This is a genomic window from Segatella intestinalis, assembly GCF_029348455.1.
In the GTDB taxonomy this organism is placed as follows: Bacteria; Bacteroidota; Bacteroidia; order Bacteroidales; family Bacteroidaceae; genus Prevotella.
The window spans coordinates 2584-25217 of record NZ_JARJVV010000025.1 but is presented as its reverse complement, the minus strand read 5'-3'; the positions used below and the strand labels follow the sequence as shown (position 1 = coordinate 25217).

The following is a 22634-nucleotide window of genomic DNA, read 5'->3' as shown; positions in this document are numbered from 1 at the left end:
GATAAGTGGCTCAAACCCTATCCGTCCCATTACAGAACGGCATTCGCTTTCTCTGTTATCTTATACCTGCACATCATTCAGCATCCATTACTTTCAGCTTACCTGTCTTTTGTCTGACAGGAGATGTACAGGCTTACCATGTTCCACATAGATAACTAACGGATAGGTTAGGTTCTGTCTCATCCTCCGACGGTCTTTACATCCGTGTAATCCTACCATGGAGAGGATTATCTGACCGCATCCCATTTTGGGTAGAGTGTATCAGTATCTTGCACTCTTTTACGACATTACGAAGTTTACTAACAGTTCGCTTACGCTAACCATACTATCCAGCCTCGCCACTCTACGGTATGATACTAACCATACTTGACTTCCCCTCACGGTTCTGTCTTGTCTTGTGAAAGTGTACTTTGTCCCGACCGCTTAATACAACATTAAGGTGCATCGGTCGGTAGGCTACCGCTGACGGAACAGCGGGTTAAAACTGATACTTAAAGTATCATTCCAACAATTATCTATGCGACTTCATGTCGCACCCAGGGTGTGTCGCAATGATGAATCGCCACACACCGTTTTTGTGCGTTTACACCTGTACCCAACATGGATGTGGAGCCGAACAATACTCGTACCGATCCCTCGTTCATAGCTGCTATCACCGCCTTTCTTGCCCTCTCGTTCTTGCATTCCTGAATGAAACGGATTTCAGACGACGGTATGCCGTAATCCTCTATCAGCTTGCGCTTGATTTCAGAATACACGTTCCATTCGCCCGGTCGGTATGTTCCCAAGTCTGAGAATACGAACTGCGTCCCCTTGTGATTGTCATAGCGTTTGTAATAGTCCGCTATCATCTTGGCACAATGGCTCGCCTTGTTGTCGGGATGGTCCTCACAAGTCGGGTCTATCATGCGCATGTCGAGTGCCATCTTTCGGGCATAGTCTGTGGCTATGAGCATCTTCGCCTTTTCCTCTATTTCCGACAATGGCAGTCTGCCGAGGATGGTGGCATCACCCGTCTTGGCAAACTCCATCAGCTTTTGGATGAAGTCCTCCTGCTCGGGTGTCGGTGGTATGTTATGAAGGATCTCGTTCTTCTCCGGTCTGTCCACGCCAACCGCCTCCGCCGTGCGATAGTCGGTTATCTCGTTGTAGAAAGCAGCAAGCTCCGGTACCTTGATGAAGTATCGGAAACGCTCCTTCTGCACGATGTTGTTGGTAACGTTAAACTCGAAGTCGGTAGTTTTCTTGGCGAAAATTGCCGCCCACGCATCGAAACAGCGGATGTCCTGACGCTCCAGTTCCTTGGGGCGCAGGTACTTGAAGAGCAGATACAACTCAGTCAGTGAGTTACTGATGGTTGTTCCCGACAGGAATGTCGCTCCAAGATCTCTGCCTGTCCGCTCCTGTATGGTACGGATAGCAAAGAGCATGTTGAGCGCCTTCTGGCTTCCCTCGCTGTTGCCGAGTCCTGCCACACGGTCGTGACGGGTATTGAACATAAGGTTCTTGAACTGGTGGCTCTCGTCCACAAACAAGTGGTCGATGCCCATCATGCGGAAATCCACTACATCATCGGTGCGCTGCTCGATGCTGTAGGCTATCTTCTGCAACTTCACCTCCAGATTCTGCTTCCGCTTTTCCAAGCCTTTGAGCATTCCCCTCGACACGTCTTTGCCCTGCGTACGTATCACCTCCAAGTTTTCCTCCACGGTATCAAGCTCCGCCTGCAGTATCTGCCGTTGGAGTTCTGGCGATTGCGGTATCTTCCCGAACTGGTCATGCGACATGATTACACAGTCATAGTCGTTGTTCTTGATGTTGTTGAAGAAACTGACACGGTTCTTGGTGGAAAAGTCCTTCTCCGAGGCATAGAGTATCCTCGCATGGGGATAAGCTGTCTGATAGGTGGCGGCTATCTCCGCCACATTGGCTTTTAGTCCGATAATCATCGGCTTGTGAGCCATACCGAGGCGTTTCATCTCATGCGCAGCCATGCACATGATGAGGGTTTTGCCAGTACCGACCTCGTGATCACATATCCCGCCGCCGTTCTGCAAAAGCATCCATACACAGTCCTTCTGACTTGGGTACACACTCTTGACACCATACTTTCCGCCAAGGGCTTTCAGATCCAGACCGGGGAAGGTCTGGTGAGAACCGTCATACTTCGGACGCACAAAGCAGTTGAACTTCCGGTTGTACATTGTGGTCAAGCGTTCCTTAAAGGAGTCAGACTGCTCCTCCAGCCATTCAGTGAACCCGTTGCGGATTTCGTCAATCTTGGCATTGGCAAGCTGTATGCCCTCGCTGTCACGCACCTTGATGTCGTTGCCGTGTTCATCCTCACCGATGCTCTTCATCATGTCGGGACAGGTGTTGTGCAGGGCATGTTTCAGAAGACTCATGCCGTCATAGTGGCGGTAATATCCCTTCACCATATACTCATCCGTGATGGCCATGGTCTTCATACTGCATTTTGCCGAATATTCGTCCATGCTGTCGGAATAGACGATGCTGACCTGTGTATTGAAGAGGTGGCTCATGTAAGCGGAATACACACCTGTAGGTATCCAACGTTCACCGAAGTTGAAGTCCAGGTCCTCAAAGGCTATCGGTTCGGGAATGCTTGCCTTCAAGGCTTCCAACGACTCCCTCACGATTGCATGGTCGGGATTTTCCTTCAGCCATTCTTCTATACGCTCCGCTTTCTCTATGACATTACCAGCAATGAAGCGGTCGGCTATCTCGTAGCCGTCTATGAGCGGATTGTAATAGATGCGCCCTTTAAGCGCTTCCGTCAGTTCCGGTTCCGGCATATCCGATAATTCTGTCATATACGGCAAGTCGATACGGCCGAACTTGTTGAGCGAGGCGGTGAGCGCTTCCTCTGGAGAATCCACATGACTGACCTCGTCAAGCGAAAAAGAGACCGGGTGGTCGAAGATGTCTGACTTTGTGAAATGTCCGTTTTCCACCCGTTCCAACGACAGCATGTCGCGCCCTGAGGCATCCATAAGGATGAACTTCACGTTCTGCTTGGCATTGAGGTTGCCGAAGCGAATGAAAAAAGCGTCATAATAGACATTCAGGCTCTCACGCATCTGCTTGTTTTCAGTCTGTTCTTCCGCTTCATAGGTGTAAAGTTTCTGATAGGCATCACGGAGGGCGATATACAAGACTGCCTTTTCTTTCTGCTCCATATTCAGATCCAACGGCATGAAGGTAGCACCATACTTGGTAAGGTCTTTCAATACACCGATGTTTCTGGCAGAGTCGAGCACCATAGAACCCTCACGATGAAAACTTTCCAGTTTCTCATCAAATGGACGGGGCTTCATAGCATCCTCTTTCTTCTTTGCCAGCTCTTCCCGCTTTCTTTCTTGCTCTTTTTGTTGTTCCCGCTCATGATTTGTTTTTTTCAATGTGCTCTGAGTCTTGGAATCTTCTTTTGCCTCATTCCCTTTCGACTGTCCATGCCCGATTTGAACTTTTAGAATTTCTATCGGTTCCATCGGCGGCTTGAACTTCGGATCAAGCGTATCTTCAACGCCCAGAGCCTTGAGTTGTTCCTGACGGTGCAGTTCCGCCTTTTGGCGCAGCAGCACCCTGTCTTCGGGAGCCATGGTCATCATCATCTCGTAAAAGCCGTTGATTGGCGGATTCTCTTCCCAAGAGATGCTTGCGTATGGTTCATCACCAGGCAGGATTGGTTTTGTCTCCTGTGCTGTTTCCTGCTCTTTTGCATCTGTCAACGAAGGCTTTTCTTCTTTTTCCACAGGCTTTGTCACAACTTCAAAAGTCGGATTGACGCTTTTTACCAACGGACTTGCTTTCTTCCTTGACACTTTCTTGGCGACAGCACCCACTGTTACCTCTGCTTTCTTCTTTGTAGCATGGACAGTCAGACGGTTTTCTTCTTCCATTCCCCAAAGGTCAAACAGCGTCATTTGGACTGGTGGCTGCTGATGATTGGACTTTTGGGATAGCTCAGCATCATCAGTAGGCTTTTCCTGCTTTTGCAAGGATACTACCGTATCGTTCTGCTTTTCCTCAATGGAAGGCTTTATCTTCTCTGTTTCTTCTATCTTTTCTGTTTCTTCAACCTCCTTAACTTCCTCAGACTTTGTTTCCTCTATCCCCAAGTATCGGTTCAAATTGAGGTTCCTCTTAAAGTCTTCATGGAGCATCTTTCGTAAATCCTCTGCAATGCCTTCCACACCATCCTCATGCGTGTATATCATTGCAGGTTTGCCGAATGGGTCGGTGTCCAACTTTGCTGTTGTATGGATAATGCGTTCCGGATGCTCCAGAAAGTAGTTGTTTGTCGGAATGCGGTTCTCGTCATTATAGACGGTATCAAGCAGGTTGTCGTCTCCTCGCAGCGACTCCTTTTGGGTATTTTTCTGCAGAATGATGAGGTCACTGCCCACTTCCGTATTGGCATTTTCCGTGAACAGGTTGTTGGGAAGACGAATCGCTGACACGAGATCTGCATGATAGAGCATCATAAAACGCGCGGCACTGTTGTTTTTGGCATTCAATACGCCTTGTGAGGTGATGAAGGCAACCAACCCGCCGTCCCTTACCGTATCAAGAGCCTTGACAAAGAAGTAGTTGTGTATGCGTCTGGTGACAAGTGCCCTCATGCCTTTCATGGCTGTATAGGACGGATCAAACACGGCAACATCGCCAAAGGGAATATTTGAGATGGCGAGGTCGAAGTAGTCATTGAAAGGCTTTTCTATCTTCTCGAATCCCTCTATGCGCACTTTCTGCTCCGGGTGCAGATGGCGGAGTATCTTTCCCGTAAGCAGGTCTTTTTCAAATGCCATAATGTCTGCCTTGGGATTGTTATCCAAGACGGAATCGACAAAGGCACCGATGCCTGCCGAGGGTTCAAGCACCTTTTCGGGGATGATCTGATGCTCTTTCAACACATCCGTCAGAGTCTCCGTAATGGCTGACGGCGTGTAGAATGCCGTAAGGACAGACTGTTTCAGACTGTCCATCAACTGTTTGTACTCGCTTTCATTCTTGCTGTTTTCACGGATAAGTCTATGCAGCTCCACTGTTGGAGCAAACAACTCAAGGTCTGACTTTGCCCAATGGACGGCATCCGCCAGTTCCCTGGCAGGGTTCAGGATGCACTTCAATCCTCCGAATCCGCAATAACGCTCCAGAAGGAGACGCTCACGGGCGGTCGGCGTGCGCTGTTCCCTGTCAAGGATGAATGCCGTCTCTATCGCCTTGATGTTGTCGTTCAGACGTTGTTTTCTATTGTACGCCATTTGACTCTATGAAAATGGCTACGGCTCCAGTCAACTCTGTGTAGAGCTGGTCGTAGTCCGGTGACTGGGCAAAATCGTCATCGGTGAGGTCGTAAATGGAATACACGTTGTCAACCAGAGGCAGGAGGTTCTTGACAAACGCTTCCTGATCTTCTACTGCTACCTCCAGGGGAAACTCACTGTCAACAACATCATACAGGATGCTGTACTTGGAAAAGCGGAGACCTTTCAGCAATGCTGACATGGCAAGCTCTTGTGCCGCATCGGCAAAGAGGGCATCACGCCGTGCCTGCTCATATACTTCTGCGGCATGGTCTGCACGTTCGCGGATAAAGTCCGCATCGCTGGCTTGTGGAAAACGGTTCTCTCTGAGATGGTTCAAGAGATACAGTCCGTAATAGGACAGTTCTGTCTGTGCCTGTTTCTTTCTGTTCATCTGTCTGTTGAATGGATTAAGTGGTGAATAATAAACCGTGGATGGCGGTTAGTGTTTGTGTGAAAGCAAGAAAAAGGCACTCGGTATCCCTCCGAGTGCCGCCACTTAATCCACAGTAAATAAAAGCATCCTGAATAAAGACACCATTTATGAACCATGTTTCGGTGGCAAAGGTACAAACTATTTCTTGTATCTCTTCACATTTCCTCGCTTTTCTGCTGTTTTGCGCTCTGCAAAGACGAATTTCGTGTTGAAATTCTCGTCAAAGGCAATGGCTGCGGAGAACGATTTGCCTTGCTTGCTGGTGAAACCATTGAGCGTTCTGGTCTTGCCCTTGGTGAGCAAGTCGGTGATGTCGGCATCAGTGAGCAACTTTCCTGCTACCTGCTTGAACACTGGCATACCGCACTCCTTGTTGCTGCATCTTACTACCTTTCCGAAGAACTGCATGGTACCTTGCTTGCATTTAGGACACTGGCAGCCGGAATCCTTGTGGCTGAAAAGTCTGTCACAACCTAACAATTCCGCAGTGATTTCACGGGTATAACCTTCGATACTATGGGTGAACCCGTCTGCACTTGCTTCACCTCGTTCAATCTTGGCAAGTTCTGCCTCCCATTTGCCCGTCATCTCCACATTGGCAATCGCCATGTTCTTCACCACGGAATGCAGGGCGAGTCCTTTTTCCGTCGGCACAAGTTTCTTCTGCTGGCGCACCATATACTCTCGTTTGAGCAGGGTTTCGATGATGGCGGCACGTGTGGCAGGTGTGCCAATACCGCTGTCCTTCATTGCCTGGCGCATCGTATCATCTTCTATCTCTTTGCCTGCGGTCTCCATTGCTGCAAGCAATGTGGATTCCGTATGCAATGGCTTCGGTTTGGTCTTGCCCTCCGTGATGGTGCAGCCAGAAAAAGTGACATGCTGTCCTTCTTGCCAGTTGGGAATGACTTGATCCTTGACCTCATTGTCTGTTGCATCTGCATCCTTGTCCTGCCTTTTGTTCTTTTCCTTGAGCGACAACGCTCGCCAGCCAGTCTGTCGGATGATGGAGCCACTGATGCCAAACTCAACTTCATGATCCACTTGCGCCGTTACTGATGTGATGTCCTTGATGCAATCTGCCGAGAACGCTTCAATCATCCGGCACAATATCATGTCATAAACGATCTTCTCGTCCTTGAAAAGACCAATGGCTGCATTTTCTGTGATGAGCAGGGCATGGTGGTCGGTCACCTTGGCGGCATTCACGCTGTTCTTGCTGTAGTCCTCACTGCCAGGCAAGAGTTTCACTTTTTCTCCATATTCCGAATGATTCTCCAGATTCTTGAAGAGTTTGGGAAGGGTGGCAAATACATCATCCGAGATATAGCGGCTTGATGTTCTTGGATAGGTGATGAACTTTGCCTCGTAGAGTTTCTGGGCGATGGAGAGTGTATGCTCTGCCGTGAAGCCATGCTGGGAGTTGGCTTCTTTCTGCAAGGTGGTGAGGTCGTAAAGGAGCGGTGCCTTCTCCACCTTTCGCTTGGTTGCGACCTTTGTGATGATGGCAGAACCGGTATCTTTCACCTTATTATATATAACGGTTGCGGTAGCTTTGTCTGTCCAGCGGTTGACTGATGTGAACTTCAGTATATTGCCACTGTCTGCATCAACCACACCGAAGTGTACCTGCCAGAACGGTTTCGACTCGAAACGCTTGTGTTCCCAATAGCGTTCGCACACCATGCCAAGGGTCGGGGTCTGCACACGACCTACGGAATAGGTGCCACGTCCTGCGGCTATCGTCAGGGCTTGTGTGCCGTTGATGCCGACGAGCCAGTCAGCTTCGCTTCTTGCCTTGGCTGCATGATAGAGATTGTCATACTCCTTGCCGTCCCTGAGGTTCAGAAGTCCCTCACGGATGGCGGTGTCCGTAAGCGAACTGATCCAGAGACGGTCGAAAGGTTTCTGGCAACCGAGATACGCATAGAGGTATCGGAAAATCAACTCTCCCTCACGTCCGGCATCGGTTGCTACGATAATGCGCTCACTGCTGTCAAACAGCTTGCCGATAATTTTAATCTGGGCAAGCACACCTGCATCTGCTTTGTAGCCGTTCTCTGTCTTGACTTGTCGGGGAACAAGAATGAACGGGTCGGGAATCACAGGCAGATTCTCTGCATGGAATCCCTTCATGCCGTAGGTTTCCGGCATGGCAGGCTGCACTAAATGTCCGAATGCCCATGTCACAAAATAGCCGTTACCCTGCATATAGCCTTCCTCACGCTTGTCAGCTCCCACAATGTGGGCGATTTCCTTGGCTACGCTTGGTTTCTCTGCGATGATTGTCTTCATTGTCTGTTGTTTTTGTGACATCCGCAACCGTGGGATAGACGGTCGCAGATGTCGGTTGTTATAATGGATGATTAACTCTGTGGATCAAGTGGCGGCAACTACATCTTCACGCTTCTTGCCTTTCTCTTTGGCTTCTGTTCCTCGGCGTTCTGTTCCTTCTGCTGCTTTTCGTTCTTTGGCGCAGACTGTCCCGGACTCAGCGGCTCCTTGGTGTGCTTGGTCGCCTCATGGGTCTTGCCCTGCTCGTTGACGGCGACTTGTACCTTGTTCTCATTGGTCGGAATCTGTTCCTTCGCCTGTTTGAGGTCTGGATTGTTGCGGTAGGAACGTGGCTGCATCTTGTCGAAGTCGAACTTTACATAGGCGGTATAGGTACCGCTGCCGTTCTTGTTGGGCACTTCCTTGATCTCGATGGTCTTGCCTGCCACATAGTCGTCCTTCTGCTGCTCGGTCAGTTCCTTCTTGAAATAGGTGTTGAGTCGGCGGATGGTCCCATCCTCATTGAGCCAGTGGTTGGGATCTTGCTGCTTCTTCTGACCGCCCGCATCACCTTCTGCCTTCTGCTCCTGCTTGTCAGCGGTTTGCTTCTTGTCTCCATTCTGTTTCTGACCTTGCGCCTGTCTTGTGCTGCCAGGCACGAACTCCACACCACGCTGTTCCACATTCACCTGCAGCAGCGGTGTAAACTTGCGCCCGTTGGCAAGCTCAATCTCCTTGCGAAGCGGAATACCTGAGTAGAGCACTCTCTTGTCGTCCTTGGTAATAGGTGTCTTGCCGATGGTATCGGGTATGCGCACCTTGTTGGTCGGGATGTCAACAATCTCATTGGTGAGACGGTCGATACTGATGAAATGAGGACGCAGCTCACCTGTATTCTTGTCGGGGAAATCCACTACCTTTCCGAGGTTGCCGTTCTGCAACAGGTTCTTCTTGTCCTCTGGAGTGAAGGTATAGCCTTTGTAAGCGACATCGAGTTTTGGCTCGTTGCGCACGAAATGCGGCACGAGTTGCAACTGGTCGTTATCGTCCTTGCGGAATGACAGACGGGCCTGTATCTCTATCTGTTCACCGCCGAAGGTCGGCTTCACAATCACAAGCCCCGTCTTGCCGTAGTTGAGCAGGGCTTTCATATCCTTCTCATTCATACTGTTGAAGTCTATGCCATATTTGGCACCAAGTTCCTGCAGGTTCACATCGTTACCACTAATGAGGTTCTGCTTTACACCCGGAGCGGTCTGTGCCTGCTGTTCGGTTGCGGTCTGTTCTGGTTTCTGTTCCATGTCGTTCTTCTTTTCGTTGGTTTGTTCAGATGATACATTCTCTTTTTCGGTGTTAGCTTGCGTCTTGGACGCATCGTCCGATGATGCGGTTTCTTTCGCCTGACCTTCCGATTGCTTTGCCTCTTTCTCATAATTGGAGGTGTCAACCTTGTGGGCGGAAAGAATCTCCTTGTTAGCCTCCGGATCTTTCAGCAACTCCTTCATCACGCCAAGCAGGTTTTCTGCCTGGTCTGCCGCTATGCGGTAGAATCCGAATCGGCTTGGCTCCTTGCACTGGCGGAAGAAGTTTCTAAAGAAACTGTCCATCAGGTCACTGTTGCGGTCAAAACGCAGGAAGTCGGGCGTGTTCTCCGCCTTGGCGGGTGCTCGCTTCGGGGTGCCGTCTCTGCTGAGTCCGGCGACGACGCTGATCTCGCCCGTCTTCTCGTCACGGACTACCAGCACGTCCTGTTCATCACTCTTTTTCTTTTGTACCATAATTGTAAATTTTTAATGGTGAATACTGTTGTTATTTGAATTTCTGATGAATGCGAGTCAAGTAATGCTCCACATTCTCTTTCTTGAATTCTTTGACATTATTCTCTACAAACTGCATCACATCCTCTTCCGTGTAGTAGGTTTTCTGCCCCAAACGCTTGTAGGGAAGCACTCCCAGACTGCGATAGCGTTGAAGGGAACGAGGGGATATTTGAAATAAGAGGCAGAGGTCTTGGTTGTCGAGCAATTTTTCATTGATGGCAGAACTTCCTTTTTGCTCCGTCTCTCGTTCGTGTCTCAACATCAGCATGTCGTAGATGCCGTCTATCTTTTTGTGTAGGTCATGGAGATATAACTCCAGTTTTCTCAATGTTCCATCTTCCATGCTCATGTTTCCTTTGCTATTGTTCGTTCCTCAACCATTCTTTCAATGGCTTCAACTTGGTATCGGCATTGATTACCAATTTTAATAAAATCAATGCGGTTCTCTGAGCGCATTCTCTGCAAGGTGCGCTTGCTCACACCAAGCATCTTAGCTGCATCGTCATTGGTCAACATCGGCTTCAATCCCTTACCCGTCAAGTTCTCTTGAAATGCCATTTTTGCCAATCGCACGTACTGGACTATTTCTGTCAACTGTTCTGTCAGCTTTTTGAAGGCTGCACTTTCCATTGTTATTACTTCCATTCTAATTCCGTTTGAAATGTTATATAATTCGTTGTTTTTATTTCTCGGCGGCAAAATTAACCATTTGCGAAATACCCGTTTAACAACTCATTAATGACCCACGTATAATTTTCTTGATTTTTCTTGCCAAGCGGTCGGCAAACCCCAGAAAAGCACTGCCACAGTTATTCATTTTCATTGTTTTTCTACATGCACACATTAACTTTGCATCCGAATTTGTTGAACCAATAAAACAGAGAATATGGAAGTAGTAACAATGGAAAAGAAGGCATTCGACTTGATGATGGCAAGATACGATGCCCTGGTAAAGAAAGTTGAGTTGCTGAAGCATAAGGCTAACGGCAAGCGTCTGAACAAATGGCTTACAGGTCATGAGGTCTGCCAGCAACTTCGCATCAGCCAGCGCACCTTACAAAAACTTCGTGACCGCCGTTTCTTGGGGCATACCCAGATAGGTCGCCAATTCTATTACTGCCCCGAAGAGGTCAAAGCCATCGTTCCGCTTATCGCCAGAATCAAATCGGTATAGCATAAAACCAAACTCGCCCAAGGCAAAGCCGAAAACTTCACCCTGGGCGAGCCAACACATTTTATATTCACCACTTAATCCAAATTGTAAACAATGAACATGAACCAACTTCTTACGCATGAGAGCAAGTCGATAGACACCGCCATGCAATCCTTGAAGAAAGCCAACAACTGGCTATCCTCATTCATCGAGTCCTACAGCCCACCTTTGGACGGGGAGCGATACCTCACCGACAAGGAACTCTCCGAGCATTTGAAGCTTAGTCGCCGCACCTTGCAGGAATATCGCAGGCAAGGCATCTTGCCCTACATTATATTATGTGGCAAAACCCTCTATCCGGAATCCGAGATACAAGCACTTCTCACTGGTAATTACCGCAAGCCGATAATCGACGGCACTGTTTCACAAGGGGAGGGTACTGCTTCATAATAGCGAAACAAAAATAGCGTACAGGGTACAACGACAAAAATCGTTCCCCCCGTACGCTATTATATTATAAAGGTGTAGGAATCTTATTAAAAGATGAGAGATTCTAACTTGCACCTCTTGGCATCGTTCCGTTCATCACAATAATCATCGGATACTCGTGTTTTACTTGCTCTGCTTGGCAATCCTTGCGGTTTACTACCTTACTGATAAACCATTGTCTGAACAACAAGGCTTGGTATGTATCCATTTGAAGTGCTATGGCGATAATCACTTCCATATCATAGACATGCGCAGAATATCCATTTTCAAGTTTGATGTATTGAGAATGCTGGAAATCTTTCAGCACACTTTGTTTCCAAATGCGCTTGATGGTATTCTTCACTGCTGTCCCTGTTACATTCAACAGTTCGGCAATCTCCCAAACAGTCATCCACACCTCACCATGATGTGGGGCGTAGATGACCATATCTTCTTGTATTGTTATCACTTGTCGTTTCATACTCTGCCATTTATAGTGTTAGTATTATCGTTGCAAACATTTCCAAACGTGAATTCCTCAATGTTATTTATTTGCTGAGACAACTTTTCCACGTCTTTGCTCAATTTCTCCTTGGTAATCTTGGCATACACCTGGGTTGTCTTTATGTCCTTGTGACCAAGCATTGAACTCACGGTTTCTATTGGAACTCCGTTGGAGAGGCAAACCGAGGTTGCGAACGAATGACGGCTCATGTGCCAGGAAAGCGGCTTGGTAATACCACATTTTTTGCCCAGTCTTTTGAGCGAATCCATACAACTTTGGTAGTTGGGTACTGGAAACACCCTGCCGTCTTCACTCAATCCACGGTATTTTTCCATAATTTGCTTGGGATAATCAAGCAACTTGATGTTGGCTTCCGTTCCAGTCTTCTGTCGATGGATAACGATCCATTCACCTTCATCGAAAAATTCCTTGATGTTCTCTTCCTTCAAGTTGTACAGGTCAATGAAAGCGAGACCTGTAAAACAGCAGAACAGGAACAAGTCACGCACCATACTCATCTTCTTTCTTGTGATAGGTGTTTCCATCAACAGGTGAATCTCTTCTTTGCTCAGAAACTCTCTTGTGGTCTCTTCTTCCTTGTACTCATATCGTCTGAATGGGTCTTTTACGAGCCATTCATTATCTATGGCACGGAATACCATTGCACGGAGATTGCGGACAAACACCATCGCAGAGTTTATCTTCAAGTGCTTGTCGGTTCTGAGAAAAGTCTCGTAGTCTGTTATAAAAGGCAGCGATAACTCTTTCAGAGCAATATCCTTCACATGGTAATGTGTCTGCAAGAACTCGCCCACATAGGCACACCCGATTCTATACTTCGTGTATGTACTCAAAGATTTCATGCCAGCCTTATATTGCTTTTCCATTTCATCACGGCTTTGAGAATAGACTTTCATCAGTGTATGGCAACGATACTCCAAGCCAAGAAAGGCGTTCTTCACCTTGTCGGCAGTGACGAAGTTGTCCCTGTCCATAATCTCCTGATAATGCTTGCTGATACTCACACGCATCTTGTCCAATTTGCGGTTCACCTCCAAAGCCTGCATACTCTTACCTATCATGCGTCCGCCCTTAGTGTCCCACAAATCTGGATTGGCAGTTGTCTTGCAACTGAACTGCGCCTGTGTTCCGTCCACTGTGATACGTCCCATAACTGGAACAGTACCATCTTTCTTTACTACCTGTCTTTTGAGGTAGAAGATAATTGAAAATGTACTCTTCATAACGTCATTCTTTTTTGCGTTCAAAATTAATACATGAAGAGTCTTTTCTTGCTACGCATTTCACGGCAGAACACGGCAAATTTGGTTCGTAACCAAAAATCTTACGTTGTTCATTAGTAACTCACTATAAATCAGAGTATTAAAATTCAATTCGTAACCTTCCTCATTCTTCCGAACCTCAACATTCCCCATTTGGGGTATAGGTTACGGATAGGTAACGTTCCTCTGTCTCATCTTGTCGTATTCCCGTCTTCGTCTGTCCTCGCCACTTTTAACCAAAATGAGGAAAGTAACTGATAACCAGTAAACTTTCCTCATTCTTCTCTCAAACACTTTTTATATGTACTTTCTATGTTATAAAAGTAATGTTTACAACGTGTTTACAAAATAATTATGGCAACATTTAAGATTATAGCAAGATTTTAGCGGACGGATGGATTTTGGCCTGTTTACATTCGTGTAACCCACAACCGCAAGGTGAAATATTTGAAAACAGACAAAATCGTAGAAACAAAATCGGTGGACAAAAAGAACCATGAGGTCAAGGATCCTTTTGTCCTCGAAGCCTGTACCGTCAAGATAGCCCATTTCGCCGATATGCTCAACAAGCAGCCCATCCGCTCATGGAGTGTCGATGATGTCATCGCCTACCTTGAAAGTGGCACAGCCGATGTCTGTTTCTCAGACTATGCAAGACAATACCATGCAAACCTATACAACAATGGACAGGAGCGCAATGCGAGGAACTATGAACTTGCCTACCAACATTTGGAACGCTATGCAGGTTCCAACAAGGTCATGTTCTCGCAACTCACATCCAAGTTCATCAATGGATGGATAAAGTCTCTTGCCACAACAGCAAGAGCCAAGGAGATGTACCCGGTGTGTGTCCGTCAGATATTCAAGCATGGTTTGCTTGATTTCAACGACTATGACAATGGTATCATGCGAATAACAACAAATCCGTGGTTGAAAGTGAAAATTCCAAAGTCGGACACTCCAGAGAAGAGAGCCATAACCATGGAAGAGTGCCGAGCTTTCTTTGCTGCTCCTCTCCCACCTTCCGACCGCACCAAGCCCTTGGCGGAGCTTGGACATGATGTTGCAATGATGGTACTCTGCCTTGCAGGAATGAATACGGTTGACATATTCAATCTGAAAAAGGAAAACTACCATGATGGCATCATAGGCTACGAGCGAGCCAAAACTCGCAAGTTCAGAAGAGATAACGCTTACATAGAAATGAAGGTACCCGGTATATTGCAACCTATATTCAACAAGTATCTTGACAAGACCAACTCGCCTTATCTATTCGACTTCCATAAGCGTATGACCAGTAGCGACAGCTTTGAGGCCAACATCAACTGTGGCATACAGCAAATCTGTGAGAAAAGCCTTGGCATCGCTCACAACAAGGCGTATTGTGTATATACGTTCCGTCATACGTGGGCTACGGTAGCCCAGAATGAATGTGGAGCGTCTATTGACGAGGTTGGCTTTGCCATGAACCACTCAGACCGCCATCGCATAACGAGAACTTACGTCAAGATTGACTTCTCTCCTGCTTGGGCATTGAACGAGAAAGTCTTGGAGAAGATTTTCTTCACCGAAGACAAATCAAGAGACTATTCAAAGGACGATGACAACGCCTTTGAACGCTTCTCGTTCCGTCAGATGATGAAAGGTTCTATTTTTTATCGAGGAAGGAAAGTTAGCGAGTTCACTGATGTTGGCTTTAACAACGTGGACGAAATAATAGGTAAACTGATGAAAGAACTTCCAAGCACGGTTCCATCAAGAGCAATGGTTCTTATCAAGATTGAGAATGTCGATAAAGGACAAACTCAAACCTATAGTCGTATGGTTGAATGACCATTATCTATAATTACACGTTACTGTATAGAAAGAATACATATATATAGTAATAAGAATCCTTATAAGGAAACAATATTATTCTATATAAGTGTTATATGGAATATATCTATACGTGTATAATTCCCTTTCGCCAGTTTTCTCCATGCACGGCGTTGCTGTGTATTCCGCAAACAAGGCGAAACTGCCCAGGAGCAAAGCTTCTCTTCACTCCAGAGCAGCAAGGGAGATAGGTCGAACATTCTTCAGGGGCGTTGCGAACAACACCCCATACTACGGATGCTGCACACTTTCCGGGCTGCCATCTTTTAAAGCACGTAAAAAGGCTTAGGTGATGACGGTTATGCCGGAATGATTCTAAAAAAAATCTCGGATTGAACGAAACGGAAAGTCCTTAAAAAGGCAGATGAATCAGGAAATCCTGAATAATTTTATTGTTAAACCCTTTAAAGCAGATTTGATTATGGCAGATATTACTGACAAAAAAGGCAAAAAGTTGGAATGGTACAAGTATGTTGTGAAGAGATACCTTCGAGACATCTTGCAAGATTTGGCAAATTCCAAGAACCAAATGGAGCGTAGCTATTATGAAACTCGCTATGCTTGTCAGTTGGATGCTTTCGCCAAAGCATTGAATGTACGTCCCAAATTGTTGGAGAAATACATCAAGAAGTAATGATTACGGATTTACAAGATAAGATATGTAGAGGATGTTCCGGGCTATTTCCATATCTATGATGAATATTCTGACAATTGCACGGAAATCAGCATCACAGAAAAGGAGTTGGAAGATTAAGCAAAGGTAAAGGAGTGGCTAACCACCGCTCCACTTTGAAAGTACAAATTGGAATAATAAGTTATTAATACTGTGAGAAATTCCCACAGTATGATTTGTACCCGATTGGGGTTGGTGAGGTAAAATAAATGTTAAATTGCAGATAAATTTATTGTTTTGTTTCGTCGCTTGGAAACAAAATTGTATCTTTGTAAGCAGAAACTATAAATAAAATGAGCAGATATAAAATACAAGTGGTTTTGTTGGATGAAGCCCTGACATTTGTTCGTTCTTTGCCGTTGAAGGTTCAGCAGAAAATAACCTACAATTATAAGAAAATCGAACATGGCATTGTTGATAAGGAACTCTTCAAAAAATTAGAAAACTCTGAAATTTGGGAGTTTCGTACTTTATTCAATGGAAACTGCTATCGCCTATTCTCTTTTTGGGACACGGAGACTGGAACTTTGATTGTTGCCACACATGGTATAGTCAAGAAGACCCAAAAGACTCCCCAAAAAGAAATTGCAAAGGCAGAAGAGATTAGACAACAATATTTTGAATTAAAACATTGATAGATATGGCACAGATGCATTTGACACCACTTTCTGAAGTGGTTGATGAAGTTTGGGGCAAGACAGGTACTAAAGAGCGTGACATGATGGAAATGCAGCTCAAAGAAGATGTTAATGCCTATTATTTGGGCGAAGCAATTCGTAAAGCTCGTAAAGCACAGAATCTCACCCAAGAGCAGCTCGGTGAACGTATTGGTGTACAACGAGCACAAATTTCACGTTTAGAAAAAGGAAATAGCACAATAACACTTCCCACGCTAAGTCGTGTTTTCCAAGCATTGGGTATTGCTACTGCGACACTTGATTTAGGAATTGCAGGTAAAGTCGCTTTGTGGTGATAAAGTGTGATTGATATGGAATAACACCAAGTTAGGCAAGAAATGGCTACAAGAACTTTAGGTTTCTTTGTAAATAAGAGGTGGCTTTGAGCCACCTCTTTCCGGCTGCTCCCTATTCGGTCGCAGCCTTCAGGCGAACCTTTCAGCTTTGCCTGTAAAGCGGTATCGACGATGCTTTTTTTATATACGTATGCACGCATAGCGATATTTATGTTTATATATCTATATGTTTTGTTTTCTGTATATCTATGTGCGCAACCGAAACCAACTCTCTTTATTTATAGGTCTATTCCTTTGCTCATTTATATAGTCAAACAAAAAAGTAAGGTCATTGTTCTAATTGCTTTTTTATAAAGTTGTAACTTTTGTGGCATATCATTTATGTACTCCTTACCTTATATCTATATTTTAGTATTAATGTATATACATCTATATTGTCATACATCAATATGTCTATATTGACACAACCCCTTTCGCCAAGTTTTCTTCATGCACGGCAAAAGCTGTGTATTCAGCAAAACACCGCGAAACTGCCCAGGAGCAAAGCTTCTCTTCACTCCAGAGCAGCAAGGGAGATAGGTCGAACATTCTTCAGGGGCGTTGCGAACAACACCCCATACTACGGATGCTGCACACTTTCCGGGCTGCCATCTTCTAAAGCACGTAAAAAGGCTTAGGTGATGACGGTTATGCCGGAATGATTCTAAAAAGAACTCGGATTGAACGAAACGGAAAGTCTTTAAAAAGGCAGATGAATCAGGAAATCCAGAATAATTTTATTGTTAAACCCTTTAAAGCAGATTTGATTATGGCAGATATTACTGACAAAAAAGGCAAAAAGTTGGAATGGTACAAGTATGTTGTGAAGAGATACCTTCGAGACATCTTGCAAGATTTGGCAAATTCTAAGAACCAAATGGAGCGTAGCTATTATGAAACTCGCTATGCTTGTCAGTTGGACGCTTTCGCCAAAGCAGTGAATGTACGTCCTAAATTGTTGGAGAAATACATCATACGAAACTCAAATCTTCTTCGAGAGTGATTTGGATATAATATTAAAAATAGAGGATTAAATAATAAAGTTTTCTTTTGGCGAATACAAATATTATTTGTATCTTTGCCAAAAGAATGTTTAAAGAAAGGATATAATATGGCATTAAAAATAAAAAATCGTGAAGAAGCAATAGCTGTACTTCGTGATATGGTTCAGAGAAAAAAGGAACTGGAGAAACAAGTTCAAGAAGAATTTGCCAAAGTACGTAAAGAAGCAGAAAATTATTATGCAACCATTTAATTTAACTCGACTCAATATGTTTTCTCCATACCCAGTATGGCAGAATAACAATGAATCTTATACATTTCCCTCATTGGTCGCAGCCATCAGGCGAACCATTCAGCTTCACCTGTAAAGCGGTATCTCCGATGGTATTTTTATATTCAAGTATTAATTTATGCCTATAATGTCTTATAGGCTGCTGTTGAGGAATAATTTAAAACTATATAAAATAATGAGCCATCGCTACTACTGCAGCGATGGCTTTTTTGTCTGTTCATATGCCTTTCTATTGTATAAAGAAATCGTTCATATCTATTTTATGATACCATTGTCTTTATCGCTGAGGTTGATTGTCTTTTCTGCCGACTTATGTCTGCTGCCTTGGTTGATGCGCCAGGAGATGTTGAGCGACAATAGGTTGCCGCTGTCCTTGGAATAGCCGATGGTGCGTTTATAGAGATTTCGGTTCAGCAGTTCGTTCTCGTACGACTTGTAATGACTGCGGAATGGATTGACCCATGACAAAGAGAATTGCCAGTTGCGCCAGGTGTAGGATGCTTTCAAGACGGAATAGGCTCCGTTGTAGCCTTTCGACTCGCCCTCTAAGAATCGGTTGCCGTTATCAACATATCCTTGCAATGTGAATTTGCCGAGATAAGCTGTGATGTTGCCTGCGTAGTACCATGATGTGTAGCAGTGTGTATAGTTGTAGCCGAAATTGAAACATCTGTATATTCCTCCGTTGGCGGCCATCTGAAGCTTCTCGGGCAAGAGCCAATAGCTGGCGTATGCCATGACGTCCAATGCGTCTATTTCCTTTTGATTGATCTGTGTATAGATGAATTGATTGTCATCGGTCCGTTCGTAGTGTGCCATGTTAGGTTTGAGGCATTGCTTGTAGTAGCCTTCCACTAAGGTTTGCAATCGTTGGGTGTTATATGATAGCTGCAACCGATGGTCCATGTCGTGTGAAGGCTTCAGGTCGGGATTGCCTACTGTCCATTCCATACTGTTGGTGCGGACGGTAGCATCACTGGTCATGGCAATGCGAGACACTTTGTCCTGCATCTGATATGTATAACTCAACTGCATATTGTTATTGAACTGATATGTCAGCGAAGCCTTGGGATGGAAAGTCCAGTAGTCGTATCTGTGACCGTTCTGAGTGTAATGGATATAACTCGCACCTGTACCTAATGTATAGCGCAGTTGCTTTAGCATGCCCTTGATTTCGGTAAAGGCGTACAGGCGGTTGTTGTTCGTCCTGGTCAAAGAGGAAGCGTCACCCCGATAGTCGTTCTTGGTATATTTGTAACTATAGTTCAGACCTGTGGAGAGAGTAAAGGGCTTCAGCCTGTTCTCATATATTACTTCAGAAAGCAAAGAAGCCGTTTTGCCGTCTACCGCATATTGATATGGTGTTCCCTCATCATAGAAACTATTGGTCTGTGTGGAGATATAGGTGCCAACTGCATTGGCTGTAAACGACTGACGTGGAGTGAACTGACGAAAGAAATAAATATCCAATACAGGCGAATAGCTCTTGTCGTCATCCCGGCTTGTCGCTCTGTATTGGCGACTGCCATCCGTGATGTCCTTAATATTATAGTTGTCGGGGGTGTTATTGAAAGTTCCACTCAAGGATGTTTGAAAGACGGTTGCTGTGGAGTCTGCCCAGTTGTAAGTTAGCTTTGCCTCGTGTGCGATAGCTTTTCTAAGCGACTCCACATCGTTTCGCTCAATAGTGTAGATACTGCCGTCTGTCAAGGTGTATTCTGCCAACTGCTTGCTCTTTTCGCCTTTGTTTTTATATCCACTCACATCATACGAAAGCGACCATTCACTCTTTCCGTGGTTCCATTTACCATACACCGAGCCGTCGCCTTGCAAGGTGGTAAGAGCCGAAGTTATGTCCGTACCAATAGTATAACCGCTCTCGCTCCTGCGTGTAACTATATCAATTACATAGGCAATGCTTTCGCCATAACGAACGCCGGGGTTGTTTATAAAGTTTATCTTGGCAATATCCTTCGGATTGAGAGCCAACATCTCCTGTTTGCCTACAACAATGCCATTTACTCTCAGTTGAACGCTACCTCTGTTATCAATAGTAGTAATAGTATGGCTGATGTTGTCAATACGAATATTGGCAAGTGTGAGTTTCTCAAGAATGCTGTAACCATTGTTTGAAGCCTGCTTCTGTGCATCGGTAGGATAGATGAGCATGCCGTCAGATTTGTTTACTACCTTAGCGGCTTTTACCGTTACTTCATCAAGCGTGATAGTCTTGTCTACATTCTGAGCATAAGCGGAGAATGCAGAAGTCATAATAATTGAAATTGTTAATAATCGTTTCATTTTGCACCATTTTTTGTTTTATGGCGCAAATTTATATCCTCTTTACAAGATAGCCAATTATTTAGTCTGACATTTCCCTGACAATTGGCTGACAAACACCTATCTATTTGAGTTTGAATTATTAACATAAAGCTCTAAAGCAGCCAAAGGAGAATAAGAGAGGTTGAAACGTAAACAGTTGGGAATGAGTAGATTTGCACAAAGTTGCCAAATCGGCATAAAGCAAGCGAGTGAGGAATATTGAAGTAGTTCAGTTACTAAATCGTGAGCCACAGTTACCTATGCAAAGCAGGTAACAATACGGAAAGGCAACTTTGTGCATCAACGGATTTTATTGCACTGATTCTCAATGATTTGCGTATCAAGGAACGCTTACAAAATGATTATATTTGCACACTCAAAATGTAAGCGTTATGAAAATCGAAAAATTCAAGGTGTTGCTCTACCTAAAAAAGAGCGGAATGGACAAGAACGGAAAAGCTCCCATCATGGGACGCATCACGGTGAACAGGACTATGGCGCAGTTCTCCTGCAAGTTGTCTTGCACTCCATCGCTTTGGAATCCTCGTGCCAGCCGATTGGAGGGCAAGAGCAAGGAAGCCGTGGAAACCAACAAGGACATCGAGCAGTTGTTGCTTTCCATCCAAAAGGCTTTTGATGTGCTTGTGGAAAAGAGAACGGACTTCGAGGCTAAGGATGTCAAGGAGGCCTTGCAGGGCAGCGTCAAGACACAGACCACCCTTCTCTCCTTCGTGGACGGGCATATCAGTGAACTCAGCACCCATGAGGGCATCGATATGTCGAAGAGCAGTGTCTGGACTTACAGAAAGATTCGCAAGAATCTCGCTGAGTTCATCGGGGAGAAGTATAGGTTGACTGATTTGGCTTTCGGACAGCTGACCGAGCCTTTCATCAGCGACTTTCACCATTACCTGCTTGACGAGAAAGGCTTTTCATCAGGAACCATCACCATCTATGTGTCGCTCTTCAAGAAGATGTGCCGCATCGCCTTTGAGCGAGGCTTGTGCAAGAACCTGCTGTTCGCCCATTATCGGGTTGGCACTCCAAGGGTTACGACACCCAAGGCTCTCAGCATGTCTGATTTCATAAAAATCCGTGATGCGGAACTACCCGAAGACAAACCGAGACTATCCGTTAGCCGTGACCTGTTTCTTTTCGCCTGCTATGCAGGAACAGCCTTCATAGACACCGTTTCCATCACGAAAGCCAATGTCAAGGTGTTGGAGGATGGTGACAAATGGCTCATCTATAACCGCAAGAAGACTGGAACACTTGCCAGGGTGAAACTCCTGCCCGAGGCGTTGGAGCTGATGGCGAAATACGAGGACGGGGCAAGAGATACCCTTTTCCCATTGCTGAGCACGAATCGTGTTCGTATCGATCTCATCACCATCTGTAAGTTGGCGGAAACGAGCAAGACCTATTCCTACCATTCGGGACGACACTCGTTCGCCAGCCTCATTACGCTGGAGGCTGGTGTGCCGATGGAGACCATCTGCAGGATGCTCGGTCACAAGGATGTGAAGATGACGCAGCGGTATGCGAGAGTAACCCAAAAGAAGCTGTTTGAGGACATGGACAAGTTCATCGCTGCAACCGAGAAGGACTTTATTCTCGCATTATGAACAGGGCTTTCAACTTTTCTTTTTACAGTTTCAACTACATTATTATATTATAAGGACAACAACTATGAGCAGAAGTACATTTTCAATTTTGCCTTACATCAACAGACAGAAGGTGAAGGCAGACGGAACAGCCAACATACTTTGCCGCATCACCGTTGACGGCAAAAGCGCAGCCATTTCCACAGGCATATCCTGTACCCCACAGGAGTGGAACGCCAAGAAGGGAGAGGTACGGAACGCAAGGGACAACGGACGATTGGCAAGTTTCCTTGCTGGGGTCAAGGATAAATACAACTCACTTCTTACCACCAACGGCATCATCACCGTGGAAATGCTGAAGGCAGTGTTGAAGGACAAGGACACAACAGGAAGGTTCTTGCTGAACTTTGGTGATACCATCGTGGAATGGTATCGAACCTCAAAAGCCAGACAAACCTTTCTGCACAAGCGGACATGGCAGAAGAACCTGAGAGCCTTTGTCCATTCGGTACAGGCGAACACGTCTTTCCAAACAGACCGAAAACTCCAAGCTATGGTAAGGTGCTACCATAGTGGTTTCAAGTC

At 45.6% G+C, this 22634-nt stretch carries 18 protein-coding genes and 1 pseudogene; 10 read left to right on the top strand and 9 right to left on the bottom strand.

All coding sequences use genetic code 11. From position 1 onward, the window contains the following. Nucleotides 1-536: 536 nt before the first annotated feature. From P3T48_RS13635 to P3T48_RS13610, 6 genes and pseudogenes are all read right to left on the bottom strand, one after another. A pseudogene (locus P3T48_RS13635) lies at nucleotides 537-5288 on the bottom strand (helicase-like domain-containing protein); the annotation flags it as partial. Then, nucleotides 5275-5724: a DUF1896 domain-containing protein gene (locus tag P3T48_RS13630; protein WP_254974888.1), complete on the bottom strand. Its 450-nt coding sequence runs from the start codon at nucleotides 5722-5724 to the stop codon at nucleotides 5275-5277. The gene P3T48_RS13630 and the pseudogene P3T48_RS13635, both read right to left, overlap by 14 nt. Before the next feature lie 180 nt (nucleotides 5725-5904). Then, the gene (locus P3T48_RS13625) at nucleotides 5905-8061 is read right to left on the bottom strand and encodes a type IA DNA topoisomerase (RefSeq protein WP_276507044.1); all 2157 of its coding nucleotides are present in this window, start codon (nucleotides 8059-8061) and stop codon (nucleotides 5905-5907) included. Between the two features lie 98 nt (nucleotides 8062-8159). Then, nucleotides 8160-9818: a DUF3945 domain-containing protein gene (locus tag P3T48_RS13620; RefSeq protein WP_089543134.1), complete on the bottom strand. Its 1659-nt coding sequence runs from the start codon at nucleotides 9816-9818 to the stop codon at nucleotides 8160-8162. A 31-nt stretch (nucleotides 9819-9849) separates the two neighbouring features. Beyond that, nucleotides 9850-10128: a helix-turn-helix domain-containing protein gene (locus tag P3T48_RS13615; protein WP_081978971.1), complete on the bottom strand. Its 279-nt coding sequence runs from the start codon at nucleotides 10126-10128 to the stop codon at nucleotides 9850-9852. A gap of 77 nt (nucleotides 10129-10205) precedes the next feature. Continuing rightward, on the bottom strand, nucleotides 10206-10505 hold the full coding sequence (locus P3T48_RS13610; RefSeq protein WP_068856520.1) for a helix-turn-helix domain-containing protein: 300 nt from the start codon (nucleotides 10503-10505) through the stop codon (nucleotides 10206-10208). Between the two features lie 241 nt (nucleotides 10506-10746). Between P3T48_RS13610 and P3T48_RS13605 the strand changes: the two genes are divergently transcribed. After that, nucleotides 10747-11034: a helix-turn-helix domain-containing protein gene (locus P3T48_RS13605; RefSeq protein ID WP_071122342.1), complete on the top strand. Its 288-nt coding sequence runs from the start codon at nucleotides 10747-10749 to the stop codon at nucleotides 11032-11034. Between the two features lie 93 nt (nucleotides 11035-11127). After that, nucleotides 11128-11463 (top strand): helix-turn-helix domain-containing protein, encoded by a 336-nt coding sequence (locus P3T48_RS13600; RefSeq protein ID WP_276507043.1) that lies wholly within the window; start codon nucleotides 11128-11130, stop codon nucleotides 11461-11463. A 103-nt stretch (nucleotides 11464-11566) separates the two neighbouring features. Here the strand turns inward: P3T48_RS13600 and P3T48_RS13595 are convergent, their stop codons facing one another. Next, entirely contained in the window at nucleotides 11567-11950 is a 384-nt protein-coding gene (locus tag P3T48_RS13595; RefSeq protein ID WP_233904450.1) for a virulence RhuM family protein, read from the bottom strand. 8 nt (nucleotides 11951-11958) lie between these two features. After that, nucleotides 11959-13230, bottom strand: a complete 1272-nt coding sequence (locus P3T48_RS13590) for a site-specific integrase (protein WP_089543136.1) — start codon at nucleotides 13228-13230, stop codon at nucleotides 11959-11961. 486 nt (nucleotides 13231-13716) lie between these two features. Between P3T48_RS13590 and P3T48_RS13585 the strand changes: the two genes are divergently transcribed. The 6 genes from P3T48_RS13585 to P3T48_RS13560 all read left to right on the top strand — a co-directional run bounded on the left by P3T48_RS13585 (nucleotide 13717) and on the right by P3T48_RS13560 (nucleotide 18084). Next, nucleotides 13717-15102, top strand: a complete 1386-nt coding sequence (locus P3T48_RS13585) for a phage integrase SAM-like domain-containing protein (protein ID WP_276507042.1) — start codon at nucleotides 13717-13719, stop codon at nucleotides 15100-15102. Between the two features lie 463 nt (nucleotides 15103-15565). Beyond that, entirely contained in the window at nucleotides 15566-15778 is a 213-nt protein-coding gene (locus tag P3T48_RS13580; protein WP_118120510.1) for a hypothetical protein, read from the top strand. A gap of 332 nt (nucleotides 15779-16110) precedes the next feature. Next, on the top strand, nucleotides 16111-16452 hold the full coding sequence (locus tag P3T48_RS13575) for a type II toxin-antitoxin system RelE/ParE family toxin (RefSeq protein WP_276507041.1): 342 nt from the start codon (nucleotides 16111-16113) through the stop codon (nucleotides 16450-16452). A 5-nt stretch (nucleotides 16453-16457) separates the two neighbouring features. Beyond that, nucleotides 16458-16790, top strand: a complete 333-nt coding sequence (locus P3T48_RS13570; RefSeq protein WP_106813555.1) for a helix-turn-helix domain-containing protein — start codon at nucleotides 16458-16460, stop codon at nucleotides 16788-16790. An 808-nt stretch (nucleotides 16791-17598) separates the two neighbouring features. Then, entirely contained in the window at nucleotides 17599-17832 is a 234-nt protein-coding gene (locus P3T48_RS13565) for a hypothetical protein (protein WP_276507040.1), read from the top strand. A gap of 108 nt (nucleotides 17833-17940) precedes the next feature. Then, nucleotides 17941-18084: a hypothetical protein gene (locus tag P3T48_RS13560; RefSeq protein ID WP_276507039.1), complete on the top strand. Its 144-nt coding sequence runs from the start codon at nucleotides 17941-17943 to the stop codon at nucleotides 18082-18084. A gap of 294 nt (nucleotides 18085-18378) precedes the next feature. Here the strand turns inward: P3T48_RS13560 and P3T48_RS13555 are convergent, their stop codons facing one another. Further along, nucleotides 18379-20424: a porin family protein gene (locus P3T48_RS13555; RefSeq protein WP_276507038.1), complete on the bottom strand. Its 2046-nt coding sequence runs from the start codon at nucleotides 20422-20424 to the stop codon at nucleotides 18379-18381. A gap of 413 nt (nucleotides 20425-20837) precedes the next feature. Here P3T48_RS13555 and P3T48_RS13550 point away from each other — a divergent pair, with 413 nt between their 5' ends. Next, nucleotides 20838-22070, top strand: coding sequence for a site-specific integrase (locus P3T48_RS13550; RefSeq protein ID WP_276507037.1), 1233 nt, complete (start codon nucleotides 20838-20840; stop codon nucleotides 22068-22070). Between the two features lie 64 nt (nucleotides 22071-22134). Next, nucleotides 22135-22634 (top strand): Arm DNA-binding domain-containing protein (locus P3T48_RS13545; protein WP_276507036.1); only part of this gene is annotated, 500 nt, incomplete at its 3' end.